The sequence below is a fragment of the Viridibacillus arvi genome (genome assembly GCF_001274945.1).
Taxonomy (GTDB): Bacteria; Bacillota; Bacilli; order Bacillales_A; family Planococcaceae; genus Viridibacillus; species Viridibacillus arvi.
This window is the reverse complement of the sequence record NZ_LILB01000001.1, coordinates 1,435,764-1,452,801: the sequence shown is the minus strand read 5'-3', so window position 1 is coordinate 1,452,801 and position 17,038 is coordinate 1,435,764. Positions and strand designations below refer to the sequence as shown.

Genomic DNA, 17,038 nt, shown 5'->3' with positions numbered 1-17,038 from the left:
AACCCGTTATTTAACCCTATTCGAAAAAACACCCCCTAGAGATTGATTAAATCTTTCTCTAGGGGGTGTTTTCTTAGAATCCTATATTTACTTCATTTCTTTCCCATTCATTACGGAATGCCTTTTTACGTTGTTTTTGTAAATCTTTGATACATTTCTCGTAATCGAGTTTTTTATCATAATGCCAATTTAGAGCGACGGACATATATAATTCATTGAGTTGTGACATTGAAAGTTCTTTTGAAAGTTTAGCAGCATCCATTAGCTCGTCTTCTGTGAAAATATGCTGAATATCCAATTTGCGTAAATATGTAGCACGTATTTCAGTTGTAGGATTCATAATCTCATAAGCTCGATCAAATCTTCCTGCACGGTTGATTAATGCTGGATCGATGCGGTCAGGATAATTGGTCGTACCAATTAAAAAAATACCTTCACGTGATTGTGCGCCGTCGAGTGTATTTAAAAATAAAGAACGTGTGTATTCGGGCATAGAGTCAATATCTTCAATAACAAGTATTGCAGGAGCTAAACTTGTTACCATACGGAAGACCTCTTCAATGGATTCACTTGATGTATGCTCAGTAATTTGCCAATAGACAACAGGAGCTGTTACAGAGCCTGTAATGGACTTTACAAGCGTAGTCTTGCCGTTTCCTGGTGAGCCATATAATAAGATCCCTCTTTTATAAGGAAGGCCATAATGTTTAAAGAAATTGCCACCTTCCTTAAAAAATTCATCAATTGAACGGAAAATCTCTTGCTTAAGTGAAGGTTCTAAGAATACATCATCTCGAGTAATTTGCTTTCCTTCACCGTAACTTCGCCGTTTAATACCATCATGAACATCAACTAAGTATGTAACGGTTTCCATTAGCATTTGACGTAACTGTTCTTGAACAGCTTCGATAAAATTCATCATTTTATCCGCACTTGTTGTAAAATAGAAAAACTCTGGCCACTCTGAATCGGAGCGGAATACAGGAATCTGTGTAATAGCTACTTCATAATCAGGGAAGTAGATTAAAGAATTACTAAATGTCTTGATCGATTTTAATTGATTATCTAATTGATCTTCCGATACAGAATTTAAGACAATACTAGGTAACGCGGCATATATATGACTCAAATTTTCATAGTGGATTAATTCCTTTTCCATCATTTCTAACAAATGATGATGAAATTGTGAATTATTTAGTTCGACAGTCACGCCACGAAAATTAGAAGGGTGATATTCATTTAGTTTTTTTGAGATGCGTTCAAAGACCGCTGATACATCTGCGTAGTTAGGAATGTCTTGTCGCAAATCTTCGTGAAAAGTATATAAGAATTTTAGCATTATATTCTCCTTTATGGACGTTGTTTATTTATATTTAAATAAGAAAAAAGAGAGCCATTTCTGTTGAAAATAGAAATGACTCTTTTTTATTTGCAACGCAATCAAATTATTTCACTTTGATTTTGCCTGTCCAATTTTTGTATCCACCTTGTAATTGGAATACTTGATCATAGCCTTTTTTCTTTAATAACATAGCAGCACGTGCACTGCGTCCTGCATTTTGGCAATACAAGTAAACAGGTTTGTCTGGGCGAATTTCTTTATAGCGTTGACGAAGTTGTGAGGTTGGAACGTTACGAGCACCTAGAATATGACCACCGTCAAATTCTTTTGGCTCACGCACATCTATTAATTGCGCTTTACGATAACCTTCAATAAATTCTTCTTGTGTTAATGTTGTAACTGCTTTTTTGAAACGAAGAGCGTTCACTAAAGCATATACAATCACTACAAATAAAACAATTGCTAATGTATATAACCAACTCAAATCGTCTTACCCCTTTCTATCTACAGTAATATTATAAAAGAACATGTAGCGATAGTCCAATGAGTTTGTTAAAATAGATAAGTTGATTATAAGGAGGAGACCAAATGAAAACAACATGGTATTTTATTAATTCGGGTCCTTGTAGCCCTGCATTCAATATGGCATTAGATGAAGCACTCCTACATTGGCATAGTAAAGGTTTAATTCCACCAGTAATACGATTTTACGAATGGAATCCAGCAACACTTTCTATTGGTTATTTTCAACGTGCAGAAAAAGATATTGATTTTGAACAATTACATAAATTAAATGTGGGATTTGTACGCCGTCCGACTGGCGGTCGTGCAGTCTTACATGAACATGAACTAACATATAGCATCATTGTTAATGAAGACTACCCAGACATGCCTAAAACGGTGACGGAAGCTTATAGAGTATTAAGTGAAGGCTTATTACTAGGATTCCGAAACTTAGGGTTAGATGCGTATTTTTCTATCCCTGATTCCGAAGAAAAGCGAGCAGATTTAAAAACTCCGAAGAGCGCAGTTTGTTTTGATGCACCAAGTTGGTATGAATTAGTAGTAGAAGGTAAGAAGGTAGCAGGTAGTGCACAAACGCGACAAGAAGGTGTCATTTTACAACATGGAGCGATATTAATCGATCTCGATGATGAAAAATTGATTTCTCTTTTTAAATTTCCATCGGAAGCTTCAAAAGAGCGAATGCGCAAACATTTACCACAAAAAGCGGTAGCTATTAATCAGTTAGCCCAAAAACCTGTCGATGTTGAAACATGTATATCTGCTTTCCGTAAAGGATTTGAGGACGGATTAGACATAGAACTTGTACCTTACACGTTAACGAAGGAACAAATGGATTTTGTTAATAATTTAGCGAAAACTCGCTATGAAAGTGATGAATGGAATTTTAGAAAATAGTAGTCTTTTTGGCTTATTTTAGTTTCGCTAAAATTGAAAAATCGCTTTCAATGTTGTTAAATCAACATTTTGCTCAAAATCACCTTATTTGCTTTTCTTATCAATATATAGTATCGTAATGTCTTGGATAAACACTATATATAGTATTTAAAGCGCGATCTAAATAGGGAGGCGAATGATAATGGTACTTGCTTCACAGCATCATAATCAGACGATTAATGTACAACAATTAAATAATGATATTCAACAATTTCCACAAGTTCATGCCATCACAGAGGACATGCATATAACACATAAAGGTGTGTCTCGATTAGTCATGATCGACCGTTATTCTTTTAAAGATACAGAAAAGAAAACGCTAAAAGCAGGGGATTTTGTTGTTTTAACGGTCAAAGCTGACCCTAAATTCCCAGCACGTGGTCTTGGTTATATCGTTTCAATTAATCCAGAAAAGAATACAGCAGAAGTGCTGATTGAAGCAGATTATAGAAGTGCTATTGATGATGATTCTGAACAACAATCAGGAATTGTCACACGTTCTTTAGACGTTATTGAGAAGCCTCTTGAAGTCTTTTACGAACAAATTGCAAAACGTAATGCAACTGGCCTAGCAGCGGTTGAAAAAACAGAAGAAAAACGCCAAGAATGGTATGAAAAATTCTACGAGCAATTAGTGAAGTTAAACTTTATTCCAGCGGGACGTGTTATATACGGAGCAGGCGCAGGAACAGATGTTACTTATTTTAACTGTTACGTAATGCCATTTGTAGCAGACTCTCGTGAAGGCATTAGTGATCATCGTAAACAAGTAATGGAAATTATGAGTCGCGGTGGCGGTGTAGGTACTAATGGTTCTACATTACGTCCACGAAACACGCTTGCTCGTGGTGTAAACGGTAAATCATCAGGATCTGTTTCATGGCTTGATGATATTGCTAAGTTGACTCATCTTGTAGAACAAGGTGGATCACGTCGTGGTGCACAAATGATTATGTTAGCAGATTGGCACCCAGATATTATTGAATTTATTATTTCAAAAATGCAAAATCCTCGTATTTTACGTTTCTTAATCGAAAATACAACGGATGAAACAATTCAACGTTTAGCAAAAGAAAAACTAAAATTCAAACCTTTAACGCAGCAAGAAGAAGCGATGTATCAAGGTATTACTAACTATAAAACTATCCCTGGTGTCGGTGGGTTTAATGAAGCAATTATTCGTGATGCTGAGACGAAATTACGTGATGGTGGAACATACAGCGTGCATAATGCTGAATTCCTAACAGGTGCGAATATTTCTGTTACAATCACAAATGAATTCATGGAAGCTGTAGAAGCTGATGCTGAATTTGACTTACGATTCCCAGCGGTTGAATCATATAATGCTGAAGAAATGAAAATTTATAACGAGACATGGCATGAAGTTGGCGATGTTCGTGAATGGGCTGAAATGGGACATGCAGTACACACGTACCGTAAAGTAAAAGCACGTGAACTTTGGAACTTGATCAATATCTGTGCAACTTACTCAGCAGAACCAGGTATTTTCTTCATCGATAACGCAAACGACATGACAAATGCAAAAGCATATGGTCAGAAAGTTGTAGCAACAAACCCATGTGGCGAGCAACCACTTGCACCATATTCAGTTTGTAACTTGGCAGCTGTAAACTTAGCGCAATTTGCTCAAAAAGATACGAAAACAGTGGACTTTGAAGCATTGAAAGAAACTGTTCGTGTCGGAGTACGTATGCAAGATAATGTAATCGATGCTACACCATACTTCCTTGAAGACAATAAAGTACAAGCATTAGGCGAACGCCGTGTTGGACTAGGTGTTATGGGAATGGCTGATTTACTTATCTACTGCGAAAAAGAATATGGCTCTGAAGAAGGTAACATCCTTGTTGATGAAATCTTCAAGACGATTGCGACGACAGCTTACGAAGCTTCTACTGAACTTGCAAAAGAACGAGGTAGTTTCCCATTCTTAACAGGAGAAACAGAAGCTGAAACATTAGCACTTCGCAAACGCTTTACAGAAACTGGATTCATGCAAAAAATGCCTGAGCATATCCGTGAAGCAGTACTTGAAGGTGGTATTCGTAACTCGCACCTACTAACTGTAGCTCCTACAGGCTCGACAGGAACAATGGTTGGCGTTTCTACTGGATTAGAACCATACTTCTCATTTACTTACTACCGTAGTGGTCGTCTTGGTAAATTTATTGAAGTAAAAGCTGATATAGTACAAGAATATTTAGCTGCTAATCCAGATGCAGATGAAGCAAACCTTCCTGAATGGTTTGTAACTGCTATGGAATTAGCTCCAGAAGCACACGCAGATGTACAATGTATTATCCAACGCTGGATTGATAGCTCAATCTCTAAAACAGTAAACGCACCACGTGGTTACACTGTAGATCAAGTACAAAAAGTGTACGAACGCTTATACAACGGTGGCGCTAAAGGCGGTACGGTTTATGTTGATGGTAGCCGTGATTCACAAGTACTAACTCTAAAAGCAGAAGAAAATGTTATGGATGAGGACACTCTACAAGAAGAACAAGTGACTGAAAAACGTCCAGTTGTCTTAATCGATACAATTCAAGACTTACGTTCAACAAACGTAACAATCGGCTCTGAAGTCGGTAACACATGCCCAGTATGTCGCAAAGGAACAGTCGAAGAACTAGGCGGTTGTAACACATGCACTAACTGTGGTGCACAACTTAAATGTGGTCTTTAAGGCTTGAGCTACTTGTCGTCTTGTAGAATTGAAATAAAGTTGCGATGTTTATAAAAAGGATACGATGTTTAAAATAAAGTCGCGACGATTATAAAAAAGTTTCGATTAATAACCCTGGGTATTGGCTCAGTGGGCCACGTCCGGACGATGCCAGGTACGTGCTTTCCTTGTAGGTCGCCGTTTACATGCTTCAGGATGAGTTTGGAACGGTTTCTGTAACCTTATTCCCGCAAGTTTTTCATCTTGTTCAAGAGCTTTTACTAGAAGATGAATTGCTTTACATTGAGAGAACGCTTGAAAAGCGCTTTGGTAGACCTCAAGTGAAAATAAAATATGCACAAACGACGAAAAGAATATGAAATTGAAGGGAATTTTAGAAACTGCATAAATTTTTATGCAGTTTTTTCTTTACTTTCAAATAATTATTTTGTAAGATAAATCCAACTTCAAAAGTGGCCAGACCACTTTTGAATTCATTCAGTAAGAGACGCCATCATCTGAAGGTGGTGGATTTTGTTTCTTTTTAGTAGGTATCCAAACACCTACTGAATGAAGATAAAGCCTTTGGATGCATTGTTTATCTGCGCGAAAGGAAAGCGACAGCAATAATTATTCCAAGGCGAATAGATTGACCGAGGAGTTGATCGTATGGATAAAAAAACCGAACAAAAGAAAGTGTTTTTAGATATCGTCCAACAATTACGACAACTTATTAAAATAGAAAAAATACAGGCTGGTGAAAAGTACCTTCCGAACGAGCCCTTTCAGAACGTCTGGGTGTCGGGCGATCCTCTGAGAGAGAGGCATTGCGAAGTTTAGAGTTGTTAGGTCTTATTAAAACGAGACATAGGTGAGGTACGTTTCTAGCTTCTACACAAAAGCATCAGCTCGTAGAAATTTTGTAAGATAAAGCCAACTTCAAAAGTGGCCAGACCACTTTTGGATTCATTCAGTAAGAGACGCCATCATCTGAAGGTGGTGGATTTTGTTTCTTTATAGTAGGTATCGAAATACCTACTGAATGAAGATAAAGCCTTTGGATGCATTGTTTATCTGCGCGAAAGGAAAGCGACAGCAATAATTATTCCAAGGCGAATAGATTGACCGAGGAGTTGATCGTATGGATAAAAAAACCGAACAAAAGAAAGTGTTTTTAGATATCGTCCAACAATTACGACAACTTATAAAAATGGAAAAAATACAGGCTGGTGAAAAGTACCTTCCGAATGAGCCCTTTCAGAACGTCTGGGTGTCGGGCGATCCTCTGTGAGAGAGGCATTGTGAAGTTTAGAGTTGTTAGGTCTTATTAAAACGAGACATAGGTGAGGTACGTTTCTAGCTTCTACACAATAGCATCAGCTCGTAGAAATTTTGTCGATGTTTATATTAGAAGATTAAAAAAATCAAAAAAAGGATGTCGAATTAACGCGACAAATTCATGAAAAGGAAGCCATTCGCGTTATAAGTTGTACAGTGACTCTGCGAACACTACCTGTGTGGGACAGTTTTTTTGTAAAGCTAGAGTTAGAGGTACGATTAATTGTCTGGATGTTTTACGAGAAATAATCATCACGTCAGAAATCGTTTTTCACTAAAAGTCTGGTTTCAATTAGCAGTTTATGCCGGTGACCGTTTAAATCGAAACTCAACAGAAGAAGAAAAATTAATCATTCAAACTATGTTGAAATCGATGCAGCTTGGCTATGAAAAAGAAGCATTAAAAGCTCTTACGAACCAAATGCTGAACAAGGCATTTAGACAAACATAGGGGGAGTAAAACATGGCAATACGTAGCTTATTTAGTAAAAAGAAAGAGGACGGACAGGAAAAGGGATTTCCAGAAGGACTTATAACAAAATGTCCAGAATGCCGTCACATTCAGTTAACAAAGGAATTAGAAAAAAATCATAAAGTGTGTACAAAATGCGACCATCATTTCAAAATGACTGCACAGGAGCGCGTAACATATTTCTTAGATGAAGGTTCATTTGTTTCAATGGATGATCATTTACAAACAAGTAATCCACTAAATTTCCCTGATTATGTAGAAAAAATTTCAGTGGCTAAACAACAAACGGGATTAAGCGAAGCTGTACTGACTGGGTTAGGTACTCTTGATGGAGAAGAAATTGTTGTAGCAATTATGGATTCTCATTTCCGTATGGGCTCAATGGGCTCCGTTGTAGGAGAAAAAATCACACGTGCCGTTGAAAAAGCTATTGAATTACGTGTACCTGTTATTATCTTTTCTGCTAGTGGTGGAGCGCGCATGCAAGAAGGTATTCTATCATTAATGCAAATGGTAAAAACGAGTGTGGAATTAAAACGTCATAGTGAAGAAGGACTATTATTTATTTCGATCATGACGCACCCTACATACGGTGGCGTTTCAGCAAGCTTTGCTTCTGTTGGAGATATTAATATTGCAGAACCACAAGCATTGATTGGCTTTGCTGGTCGCCGTGTAATCGAACAAACATTAAGAGAAAAATTACCAAATGATTTCCAAAAGTCAGAGTTTTTACTAGCGCATGGTCAGCTTGATGCAATCTTCCATCGAAAAGATTTACGAAACCAAGTAGCAATGCTTGTAAAAATGCATACAAAAGGCGGTGTGCAACATGTCTAAAAATTTAGCTTTTGAAGAACCAGTAGTACAATTACGAGAAAAAATTGATGAATTAAAAACGATTGCTACAGAGGCAGATGTAGATATGACAAGCGAAATCGAAAAGCTTGAAACACGTCTATCACAGCTAGAACAATCTATTTATGCCAATATGAAGCCATGGGATCGTGTACAGGTTGCTAGACATCCAGAACGACCAACTACTTTACAATATATAGAAGCTATGTGTGAAAACTTTATTGAGTTACATGGAGATCGTACATTTGGTGATGATGCAGCTATTCTTGGAGGAATTGCTCTCTTTGAAGAACAGCCCGTAACAATTGTTGGACATCAACGCGGAAAATCAACTAAAGAAAATATTCGACGAAATTTTGGTATGCCACACCCTGAAGGATATCGTAAGGCATTACGCTTAATGAAGCAAGCTGAGAAATTTAAGCGCCCAATTATTTGTTTTATTGATACAAAAGGAGCCTATCCGGGTAAGGCAGCCGAGGAACGCGGCCCAAGTGAAGCCATTGCTAGAACTCTCTCTGAAATGGCGATTCTAACAGTACCAGTTATTAGTATTGTTATTGGGGAAGGCGGAAGTGGGGGTGCCATTGCATTAGGGGTAGCTAATCGCGTCTTTATGTTAGAGAACTCAACGTATTCGGTTATCTCGCCTGAAGGGGCTGCATCGATCTTATGGCGAGATGGTAGCCTAGGGAAGCAAGCTGCAGAAGCAATGCGTATAACAGCACCTGACTTAAAAGAGCTCGACGTTATTGATGGAATAATCCCTGAAATAACTGGTGGAGCACACCGCAATGTTGCGAAGCAAGCATCTTATATAAAAGAATGTATAAGCGTCACACTAAAAGCATTGAATTCTCTAAATGGCGAACAATTAATTGAAGATCGCTATGAGAAATTCAGAAAGATTGGACAATATACAGAAGTTTAAATTCATTTTTAGGTTATTTGACATGTGAATTTGTTCGTAAAGAGATAAAAAATGTTTCTTAAATAAATTAATATCCTAATGATGGAAGAAAAAAGAGTTGTAGTTTGTAAAAAAGATTGATCATTTATAATAAAGTTCGATTATTTGTAATATAGTTTGATAAAAATAACTTCGCATTTAAATAAAACCCACGCATTTTGATCAAACTTTTTTCAAAATGCGTTCGTTTCTTCTATTATAAAATCAACGATTGCAACAAACTTTTAATCAAACTTTATTCCAAACCAACACGTCTTTAAATAAAGATTGATCATTTATAATAAAGTTTGATAACACGTAATAAAGTTAGATAAGAAATAACCTCTTCGGGTATGATGTCCGTAAGAGGTTATTTTTTTTCTAGGTGAGTATTCATGAAAAGTGGCAAAAATGATTTTTTCAAAGAAGTAAAAGATTATACAAAAACACTCGAATGATATTTGAGTGTTTTTACTGGTTTTTAAATTAAACAGCTTAGTTGATGTGTAGTTTTATAAAAAAGACTGATCATTTATAACAAAGTTTGATAAAACAACTTCTGTGGATATCATATCCATAAGAGATTGTTATTATTTTATTACAATTAAAGAAAGTTAATCAGAAGAGATTAGAAGGCTAAAAAAAGCGTTCGAAATTATATGAAGGGAAATTTAAAGAGGGTTATGGTCAAGGAAGCGGAATTGATTATAATATGAATATATTAAATTCTATTGATTGGAAGATTAAAAGATGAGAAATTTTATAGACCTTTGGTTAGGCTTAGTAAGCAATATTGCTATATTATATCCAGGGAATTTAAGCGTGAATGTTTCCAAGGTAAAATAAAGGCGATATACTATGTAAAATTACAACAACTTTTATGAGGTCATATTAATTAAGTGATTAAAATAAATACTTTGTTTGTAAAAATCAGGAGGGGTATTATGAATATATTATGGGATTTTGATGGTACTTTATTTGATACATATCCAGCGTATACAGAAAATTTATATAAAGTACTGAATGGTACAGTCGTACGAGAAGATATTTATCGAGAATTGAAGATCTCTGCAACACATGCATTTAAATATTTTAAATTATCAGATGAACAAATAAAAGAAGTTAAAAAGCTTAATTTAGAGATACCGCCAAGTAGTATAAAGCCGTTTCCTAACGTTGAGAAAATTTTACGATTTGCAAACAAAAATGTAATTATGACACATAAGGAGCGAAAGCCTGTTTTGGATATTCTCCAATACTACGGTTTTGAAAAATATTTCATTGAAATTGTCACTGTTGATAATGGTTATCCACGCAAGCCTGATCCGACTTCTTATCAATATTTACATGATAAATATGATTTAGATCTAGCGATCGGAGATAGGGAACTCGATTTAATCCCTGCGAAGAAAATAGGGATGATGAGTTGTATGTATGGGGGGAATTGTGAAGCGGCAGACTTTCAAATAAATGATTATAATGATTTTTTTAAAGTAGTAAAATTAAACAATTAAACGTATTTTTTTAATTCCCCACCTATGTGAACATTCATGATAAAATGAAGACAATTTGTTAGGAGTGATCATGTGGGTAATAAAATTTCGGGTATTTTCTTCCCGGCGTTTGCGATGTTAGGTGTTATCGCAATGACTTTAACAGGAGCTTTTGGAAATGATGAAGCAAACAAATTCTATTTCCTACTTAGCTTAGTCCTTATTTTTCCTTTAACTTTTTTAGTGCAGGGAATTTCATGTGCTTTAAATAATATTAATCCTTGGATTGCATTAGCAGTTTCTTATATTGCTTTTATCATTATCCTCTTTACGGTATTAAACAGCTCTGCATGGGGATATGGTTTATATTTTCTTGTGTTTTGGGTAATTGGTTACTTTGGAGCAAAAGGAATTCAAAAGCTTCGCGCTAGTAAAAACAAATAAATCTGTGCAAATTATGCACAGATTTTTTATTTTATTTATTATAGGCATTTGTACAAACTTCTTCACTATGTTTCGCCTTTTTAAAGGAGCGTACAACTAACGGATTCTCTTTGCAAAATTGAATGATCGCTTTATTTTCTTTATGTAGTCCGTAATAATAAGTAATTTGTGGTTCATCTTTAAATCGTAATTGAAATAGCCCACGATAATAATCTTTGTGTACTACTTGTTTAGGTTCTATGTAACCAGATTTATCGGGAACTAACATATCTTCAGTAATGTCGTTTCCTTCCATATGTTTTTTCATATGATATTGAACTAAAAGCATCGTATAAGGATTGCCGTTTTTGATAATATAAATTAACAAAGAAGATAGACTACTAATAAATATAAAAACAGCAGAAATAACAAAAAGTCTTTTCTTCAATAGAAAGAACCTCCTTTATTAAAATATACCAATTAAACATATTTGTGTAAAATGTCAATTTATCAACAATAAGAAAAACGTAGGAGTGCTCACTGAGCCCTTCTACGTTTCTGTTAGTTTAATTTGATATTTTTAGGGTCTTTCTCGATTTCTAATAATTTATTAAATGAAGCAATAGCAACTTCTACTTGATCGTCTTTGGGTTCTTTTGTTGTAAGTAATTGAAGCCATAAACCAGGATAACCTAAATAGCGCAGTACTGGTATATTCCGACAAGCATTAGTCCATTGTAATACTTCAAAAGCCACTCCAAGTACAACTGGGATTAATAAGATTCGATCCACAATACGTAGCCAGAACGGATCTGTTGGTACTAGGAAGTAGATGAACATACCTACGATAACTGTAAATAACATAAAACTACTACCACATCTGTAGTGTAAACGTGATTGATCTTGTACATTTTCTACTGTTAAAGGGAGACCGTTTTCATAACAGTTTATGACCTTATGTTCAGAGCCGTGGTACTGGAAAACACGTTTAATAAGTGGAGTCAGTGATACAAAATAAATATAACTGAGTAGTAATACTAGTTTGAAACCACTCTCTAACAAAATTTGTGCGACTTTTCCAGGAAACCATGTATGGAAAAGTTGTGCCAAGAATACAGGAATCAATGTGAAAATAAATTTACCGAAAAGGAATGAAAGTACGCCAATTGCGGCTACTCCTAAAATCATTTGGAGCTTCGAACCCTCTTCAGCAGATTCTTCAACTTCTTCGCCTGGATTGACATCATAGCGATCACCTGCAAATTGCAAATGCTTGGAGCCGTTTGCAGCTGATTCAATAATAGCAACTATTCCTCTAATAAATGGAATCTTTTTCAACCTTTGAAGCGCTGGCTTTTTTTCTTTTTTAACATAGAAATACTCTATTGAGTCATCATTACGGCGAATTGCGGATACAGTATGTTCTTTACCGCCCATCATTACGCCCTCAATTAATGCTTGTCCCCCGTAAACAGGAGTCTGAGGTTGATCCTTCACTTGCCACACCGCTCTCTTTTTGTATATTCAACTGTTCTTATTGTACTAAAAATTATAAAAAAGCTCTAGGAAAAGAATAGCTTTTGAAAATGAGGCAATGCTTGTAAAAAAGGAGTGTTGTGTTTTGAAAATTCATGTCTTGTTTTGGACATCTATTGTAAGTGCAGTGTCATTTACTGTTTGTCTACGATTACTACAACTATTTTCAATCATTCATTGGAGTCCAATCGGTTGGTCTAAGCATTGGCATTTGTTTAGTGGACATACACCATTATTTAAATGGACGACATTAGCAATTGTGTTGTTTGTTTTTGCCATAGTGATTTTTTATTTAAGTGAACTTTGTATTGCTATTCGTGCGGATATAGCCGCGATGGGATTGAGTATTATTCTGCTGTTCGGATTACAGTGGTGGATGTTTGGTACGGTAGAGTTAAAAAAAGTATCGATTCCTATCTTCGTCATAATTGCTATGCATTTACGTTTTATAGTAGAAACCGCAATGTTCCATAAAAAAGCAGAAAGTTTAGACACCCGAAGTAAAATACCTTATAATACTGATGTGGTAAAATAAATTCATCAAAATGGGAGGGGGAGAGATATGAAGTACTTATGTTTAAATGGGCCTAATTTAAATCGATTAGGTAAGAGAGAGCCAGGAATATATGGCTCGGAAACTCTTCTAGATATAGATAAAGCCCTTCAAAAGCTAGCGGGTGAGTTTGGTGCCACAATTGAGTTAAAGCAGTCCAATCATGAAGGCCAGTTGATCGACTGGATTCATGACGCTGAAGACGATGAAATTGCTGGCATTGTCTTTAATCCAGGTGCATATACACATACAAGTGTTGCGATACGTGATGCTATCGCTTCTGTAAATGTACCTGTCATTGAGGTGCATATCTCGAATATACATAAACGTGAAGAATTCCGTCACCATTCTTATTTAGCACCAGAGTGTTTGGGACAAATTTCTGGATTGGGGACAAAGGGATACCAACTTGCATTACGCATGTTTTTAGAACAATAACAGGGGGAATTGACTATAATGGAAAAACTAAAAAAATTAAGAGCAGCATTACAAGAACAAGGGCTTGATGCGATACTTATTACAAATGATTATAATCGTCGTTATATGACTGATTTTACTGGAACATCAGGGGTAGCTATTGTTTCACAAAATGATGCAGTTTTTATTACAGATTTCCGATACACTGAACAAGCTGCGAAACAAGTACAAGATTATCGAATTGTACAACACCAAGCTACAATCATTGAAGAAATTGCTACTCAAGTACAACAGATGGGTATCAAAACATTAGCATTTGAGAAAGAAGACGTTAGTTATAGCACCTTTGAAGTATATTCGAAACATTTAAAAACCGATTTAGTAGGAGTTTCAGGTTTAGTAGAAAAAATCCGCTTGATTAAGACGGAACAAGAGATTAATATTATTAAGGTCGCTTGTGAAATAGCGGATGCGGCATTCGAGCATATACTAACATTTATTAAAGCTGGCAAAACAGAATTAGAAGTATCAAATGAATTGGAATTCTTCATGCGAAAACAAGGAGCAACTTCATCTTCTTTTGATATAATTGTTGCATCAGGTGTACGCTCGGCATTGCCACATGGCGTTGCAACTGATAAAATAATAGAAAATGGTGATTTTGTCACTTTAGATTTTGGTGCGCTCTATAATGGCTATATCTCTGATACAACACGTACAGTTGCAGTTGGTGAGCCTTCAGATCAATTGAAGGAAATTTACAACATTGTATTAAATGCTGAATTACTTGGATTAGAGCAGTTTAAACCAGGTATGACAGGTATTGAAGCTGATGCAGTAACACGTGATTATATTAAAGCACATGGATATGGTGAGGCATTTGGCCATTCAACAGGTCATGGAATTGGTTTAGAAGTACATGAAGGTCCTGGATTATCGTTCCGTTCACCTATTGTATTAGAACCAGGTATGGTCGTGACATGTGAACCTGGTATTTATCTACCAGGTATCGGTGGTGTCCGTATTGAGGACGATACATTAATCACAGAGACAGGTAATGAAAAACTAACTCATTCCACAAAAGAACTAATCATTTTATAAAGTAATATTGGAGGAACATTCATGATTTCAGTAAACGATTTTCGTACAGGCCTAACAATCGTAGTAGACGGTGGACTTTTCCGTGTACTTGATTTCCAACACGTAAAACCAGGTAAAGGGGCAGCTTTTGTACGATCAAAACTTCGTAACCTACGTAACGGTTCAGTAATGGAAAAAACTTTCCGTGCAGGTGAAAAAGTAGAAAAAGCTCAAATTGACAATAACAAAATGCAATATCTATATGCTTCAGGTGATAATCATGTGTTCATGAACACTGAAACTTATGACCAAATTGAAATAAATGAAAGCCAACTTAAAGACGAATTGAAATTCTTATTAGAGAATATGGAAGTTTCAATTATGTCTTACGAAGGAGAAATCCTTGGTGTTGATCTTCCAAATACAGTTCTTCTAGAAGTAATTGATACTGAACCAGGTATTAAAGGTGATACTGCTTCAGGTGGCTCTAAACCAGCAACAGTTCAAACTGGATTAGTTGTACAAGTACCATTCTTTGTTAATGTTGGTGACAAATTAGTTATTAACACTGAAGAAGGCACTTACGTTTCTCGTGGATAATTAATTCATTCTTTATAATCGACCCCTATAGCTTATGCTATAGGGGTCGATTTTTTTGTTCAATCCGATGTTTGTATGATTGGAAATCATAACTCACTCTAACTTTGCATAGATTAGATTATACAAGAGGAGGGGCAGCTACGGAACTTCAAGACATTCTACGCATCGCCGGTATTGGACTTGTGATTGCGCTTTTACATATCTTCTTTGAACAAACCGGTAAGAAGGAATTTTCTTTTTTTCTTTATTTTCTAGCCTATATGTATATCGCAGCGGAATTGCTTCATTTTTTACGTTTGTTCTTTGATGAAATTCTCACCTTCTTCCAATGGTTAACGGCTACCTGAACTTATGACGATATTATTTTACGCTGTGATTATGCTTATTCTTTTAATGTTTATTCAAATGGCAATTCCTGCTCTGCATCGTGTCTTTTATACGGTGTTTTTTTTCTTATTAATGAGCTTTTTAATAATGCGTTTATTCATCCCGTTTCTTCAAAGGTTATTGCATGCATTTCCAATTGAAATCCCTTATTTATCGCTCATTCTAGGCAGTGCATTTATATATTTCGTTTCAACAGCCATGTCACAACATTTAAACGATCAGGATTATGAAGCACTTGCCTTTTTATCACATACAGCGGTAAAGCTTGTTATTTTATCTCTTTGGCTAAAAGAGATGATTGAATTATTTTCAATTTGGCAACGTTTGATAGAACCATAGTAGATGATGGTTGTCATTTTTATGGACAAACTCAATTTAATAGAAGAAGAAATTTTTGGATAAACGTCAAAAAAAGATAGGAGGGCAAGATTGGACTGGTTACAGGATATATTGGTCGCCCCCTTCAAGGACACATTATTTACACTCGTTTCATTACTTTTTTATGCACTACTCTTTTTAATATTAAACTTTATAATGCCTCAATTTAAAGAGTGGACAAGGGTTTTCTTTTTTATCGCTATACTTACTACGACATTAAAGCCAGTTTATCAATCATTTACTATGATGCAGGCATTATCTGAGAATATGATTGCATTCTTTAGTGCCCTTTATCCAATATTAATGTCTGCAATGGCTATTTCAGCAGGCGCTATGTCATTAATGGCGTGGCATCCTATGCTATTACTACTCATTCAATTTGCTGTGTTTTTAACGGGGAGGTGGCTAATCCCTCTGTTGACGGCATCTTTGATTTTTGACTTTCTATCCCGTTTCATGCCAGAAATATCTTTTGCACGAATGGCTGACTTTATACGCGTACTTGTATTAAGTGTCGTTTCTGCTACAGTAATGTGCTATTCGATGTTTCTAGTAATGAATAGTGTTGTGTCAGTATCTTTTACCGGAGCTGCACTCGGACCATTGAAAAAGATGATCCAGCAAAACATTCCGTTTATAGGTTCTTTTATAACTGAGAGTTTAAGTACATTTAGAAAATATTCATCAACTACTGCAACGGTAACAAGTACAGGCTTAATGATAGGTATATTTACTGCTGCTATTATCCCGACATTAAAAATTTTAATGACAGGATTAAGTTTTCGTTTCCTGGCCGCATTGATGGAACCTTTTTCTGATAAAGATATTGCGAGTTTTTTAGATGATATAGGCAAAACACTATTTGTTTTATGTGCAGTATCTTTTATTATCGCATTTGCTTTCTTTTTCACAGCGATATTAGCTGTTATACTTCTGAAACTACAAATACAAGAAGGATAGGATTGGGGTTGTGGAAGCATTTTTACTTGGTTTAGTCGTCATTATATTCGTTGGAAAAATTGTAAGTTTACTACTGGAAGACCCAGAAGAGTGGGTTATTCT

20 protein-coding genes and 1 pseudogene are annotated in these 17,038 nt (G+C 35.7%); 17 read left to right on the top strand and 4 right to left on the bottom strand.

The genetic code is table 11. The features are described from left to right. Nucleotides 1-73 precede the first annotated feature (73 nt). Both AMD00_RS06885 and AMD00_RS06880 read right to left on the bottom strand, forming a co-directional pair. Nucleotides 74-1,339, bottom strand: a complete 1,266-nt coding sequence (locus AMD00_RS06885) for an ATP-binding protein (protein ID WP_157059195.1) — start codon at nt 1,337-1,339, stop codon at nt 74-76. Between the two features lie 106 nt (nt 1,340-1,445). Continuing rightward, nucleotides 1,446-1,826, bottom strand: coding sequence for a rhodanese-like domain-containing protein (locus AMD00_RS06880; protein WP_053416299.1), 381 nt, complete (start codon nt 1,824-1,826; stop codon nt 1,446-1,448). 104 nt (nt 1,827-1,930) lie between these two features. Here AMD00_RS06880 and AMD00_RS06875 point away from each other — a divergent pair, with 104 nt between their 5' ends. The 10 genes and pseudogenes from AMD00_RS06875 to AMD00_RS06840 all read left to right on the top strand — a co-directional run bounded on the left by AMD00_RS06875 (nt 1,931) and on the right by AMD00_RS06840 (nt 11,046). Next, nucleotides 1,931-2,764 carry a lipoate--protein ligase family protein gene (locus tag AMD00_RS06875; protein ID WP_053416298.1) on the top strand — a complete coding sequence of 278 codons (834 nt, stop codon included), beginning with the start codon at nt 1,931-1,933 and terminating at the stop codon, nt 2,762-2,764. Between the two features lie 175 nt (nt 2,765-2,939). After that, nucleotides 2,940-5,513 carry a vitamin B12-dependent ribonucleotide reductase gene (locus tag AMD00_RS06870; RefSeq protein ID WP_157059194.1) on the top strand — a complete coding sequence of 858 codons (2,574 nt, stop codon included), beginning with the start codon at nt 2,940-2,942 and terminating at the stop codon, nt 5,511-5,513. Nucleotides 5,514-5,698: 185 nt separating this feature from the next. Then, entirely contained in the window at nt 5,699-5,872 is a 174-nt protein-coding gene (locus tag AMD00_RS23180; protein ID WP_157059193.1) for a hypothetical protein, read from the top strand. A 289-nt stretch (nt 5,873-6,161) separates the two neighbouring features. Next, a pseudogene (locus AMD00_RS06865) lies at nt 6,162-6,364 on the top strand (FadR/GntR family transcriptional regulator); the annotation flags it as partial. A gap of 269 nt (nt 6,365-6,633) precedes the next feature. After that, complete coding sequence (locus AMD00_RS23950; RefSeq protein WP_245639454.1) at nt 6,634-6,783, top strand: hypothetical protein; 150 nt, start codon at nt 6,634-6,636, stop codon at nt 6,781-6,783. Between the two features lie 270 nt (nt 6,784-7,053). Continuing rightward, nucleotides 7,054-7,281 (top strand): hypothetical protein, encoded by a 228-nt coding sequence (locus tag AMD00_RS23945; protein ID WP_245639453.1) that lies wholly within the window; start codon nt 7,054-7,056, stop codon nt 7,279-7,281. A gap of 12 nt (nt 7,282-7,293) precedes the next feature. Next, nucleotides 7,294-8,142: an acetyl-CoA carboxylase, carboxyltransferase subunit beta gene (gene accD, locus AMD00_RS06855; RefSeq protein ID WP_053416296.1), complete on the top strand. Its 849-nt coding sequence runs from the start codon at nt 7,294-7,296 to the stop codon at nt 8,140-8,142. Next, nucleotides 8,135-9,091 carry an acetyl-CoA carboxylase carboxyltransferase subunit alpha gene (locus AMD00_RS06850; RefSeq protein WP_053416295.1) on the top strand — a complete coding sequence of 319 codons (957 nt, stop codon included), beginning with the start codon at nt 8,135-8,137 and terminating at the stop codon, nt 9,089-9,091. Before accD ends, AMD00_RS06850 begins: the two co-directional genes overlap by 8 nt. 962 nt (nt 9,092-10,053) lie before the next feature. Further along, entirely contained in the window at nt 10,054-10,623 is a 570-nt protein-coding gene (locus tag AMD00_RS06845) for an HAD-IA family hydrolase (protein ID WP_053416294.1), read from the top strand. A gap of 72 nt (nt 10,624-10,695) precedes the next feature. Further along, the gene (locus tag AMD00_RS06840; RefSeq protein ID WP_053416293.1) at nt 10,696-11,046 is read left to right on the top strand and encodes a hypothetical protein; all 351 of its coding nucleotides are present in this window, start codon (nt 10,696-10,698) and stop codon (nt 11,044-11,046) included. Between the two features lie 31 nt (nt 11,047-11,077). On the opposite strand, the gene AMD00_RS06835 is transcribed toward AMD00_RS06840, so the two are convergent. Further along, complete coding sequence (locus AMD00_RS06835; protein ID WP_053416292.1) at nt 11,078-11,473, bottom strand: DUF3139 domain-containing protein; 396 nt, start codon at nt 11,471-11,473, stop codon at nt 11,078-11,080. A 113-nt stretch (nt 11,474-11,586) separates the two neighbouring features. After that, nucleotides 11,587-12,465: a DUF1385 domain-containing protein gene (locus tag AMD00_RS06830; RefSeq protein ID WP_053416807.1), complete on the bottom strand. Its 879-nt coding sequence runs from the start codon at nt 12,463-12,465 to the stop codon at nt 11,587-11,589. A gap of 181 nt (nt 12,466-12,646) precedes the next feature. Between AMD00_RS06830 and AMD00_RS06825 the strand changes: the two genes are divergently transcribed. The 7 genes from AMD00_RS06825 (at nt 12,647) to AMD00_RS06800 (ending at nt 16,936) form a co-directional block, all read left to right on the top strand. Further along, nucleotides 12,647-13,096, top strand: a complete 450-nt coding sequence (locus tag AMD00_RS06825) for a hypothetical protein (RefSeq protein WP_053416291.1) — start codon at nt 12,647-12,649, stop codon at nt 13,094-13,096. A 27-nt stretch (nt 13,097-13,123) separates the two neighbouring features. Then, nucleotides 13,124-13,552 carry a type II 3-dehydroquinate dehydratase gene (aroQ, locus tag AMD00_RS06820; protein WP_053416290.1) on the top strand — a complete coding sequence of 143 codons (429 nt, stop codon included), beginning with the start codon at nt 13,124-13,126 and terminating at the stop codon, nt 13,550-13,552. 18 nt (nt 13,553-13,570) lie between these two features. Continuing rightward, nucleotides 13,571-14,632 (top strand): M24 family metallopeptidase, encoded by a 1,062-nt coding sequence (locus tag AMD00_RS06815; protein WP_053416289.1) that lies wholly within the window; start codon nt 13,571-13,573, stop codon nt 14,630-14,632. Between the two features lie 21 nt (nt 14,633-14,653). Beyond that, nucleotides 14,654-15,211: an elongation factor P gene (efp, locus tag AMD00_RS06810; protein WP_053416288.1), complete on the top strand. Its 558-nt coding sequence runs from the start codon at nt 14,654-14,656 to the stop codon at nt 15,209-15,211. Nucleotides 15,212-15,315: 104 nt separating this feature from the next. Then, a complete protein-coding gene (locus AMD00_RS22830; RefSeq protein WP_051448760.1) occupies nt 15,316-15,558 on the top strand; it encodes a SpoIIIAC/SpoIIIAD family protein in 243 nt (80 codons plus the stop codon). 112 nt (nt 15,559-15,670) lie between these two features. After that, nucleotides 15,671-15,937, top strand: coding sequence for a hypothetical protein (locus AMD00_RS06805; RefSeq protein WP_211258620.1), 267 nt, complete (start codon nt 15,671-15,673; stop codon nt 15,935-15,937). A 90-nt stretch (nt 15,938-16,027) separates the two neighbouring features. After that, complete coding sequence (locus tag AMD00_RS06800; protein WP_053416286.1) at nt 16,028-16,936, top strand: stage III sporulation protein AE; 909 nt, start codon at nt 16,028-16,030, stop codon at nt 16,934-16,936. The last annotated feature ends 102 nt before the right edge of the window (nt 16,937-17,038 follow it).

Coding starts and splice junctions, on each gene's coding strand:
- AMD00_RS06850 (WP_053416295.1), top strand. CDS start 8,135: ATGTCTAAAAATTTAGCTTTTGAAGAACCAGTAGTACAATTACGAGAA.
- AMD00_RS23950 (WP_245639454.1), top strand. CDS start 6,634: ATGGATAAAAAAACCGAACAAAAGAAAGTGTTTTTAGATATCGTCCAA.
- AMD00_RS06845 (WP_053416294.1), top strand. CDS start 10,054: ATGAATATATTATGGGATTTTGATGGTACTTTATTTGATACATATCCA.
- AMD00_RS06875 (WP_053416298.1), top strand. CDS start 1,931: ATGAAAACAACATGGTATTTTATTAATTCGGGTCCTTGTAGCCCTGCA.
- AMD00_RS06885 (WP_157059195.1), bottom strand. CDS start 1,339: ATGCTAAAATTCTTATATACTTTTCACGAAGATTTGCGACAAGACATT.
- AMD00_RS06805 (WP_211258620.1), top strand. CDS start 15,671: ATGAGCTTTTTAATAATGCGTTTATTCATCCCGTTTCTTCAAAGGTTA.
- aroQ (WP_053416290.1), top strand. CDS start 13,124: ATGAAGTACTTATGTTTAAATGGGCCTAATTTAAATCGATTAGGTAAG.
- AMD00_RS06830 (WP_053416807.1), bottom strand. CDS start 12,465: ATGATGGGCGGTAAAGAACATACTGTATCCGCAATTCGCCGTAATGAT.
- AMD00_RS06870 (WP_157059194.1), top strand. CDS start 2,940: ATGATAATGGTACTTGCTTCACAGCATCATAATCAGACGATTAATGTA.
- AMD00_RS23180 (WP_157059193.1), top strand. CDS start 5,699: ATGCTTCAGGATGAGTTTGGAACGGTTTCTGTAACCTTATTCCCGCAA.
- efp (WP_053416288.1), top strand. CDS start 14,654: ATGATTTCAGTAAACGATTTTCGTACAGGCCTAACAATCGTAGTAGAC.
- accD (WP_053416296.1), top strand. CDS start 7,294: ATGGCAATACGTAGCTTATTTAGTAAAAAGAAAGAGGACGGACAGGAA.
- AMD00_RS06815 (WP_053416289.1), top strand. CDS start 13,571: ATGGAAAAACTAAAAAAATTAAGAGCAGCATTACAAGAACAAGGGCTT.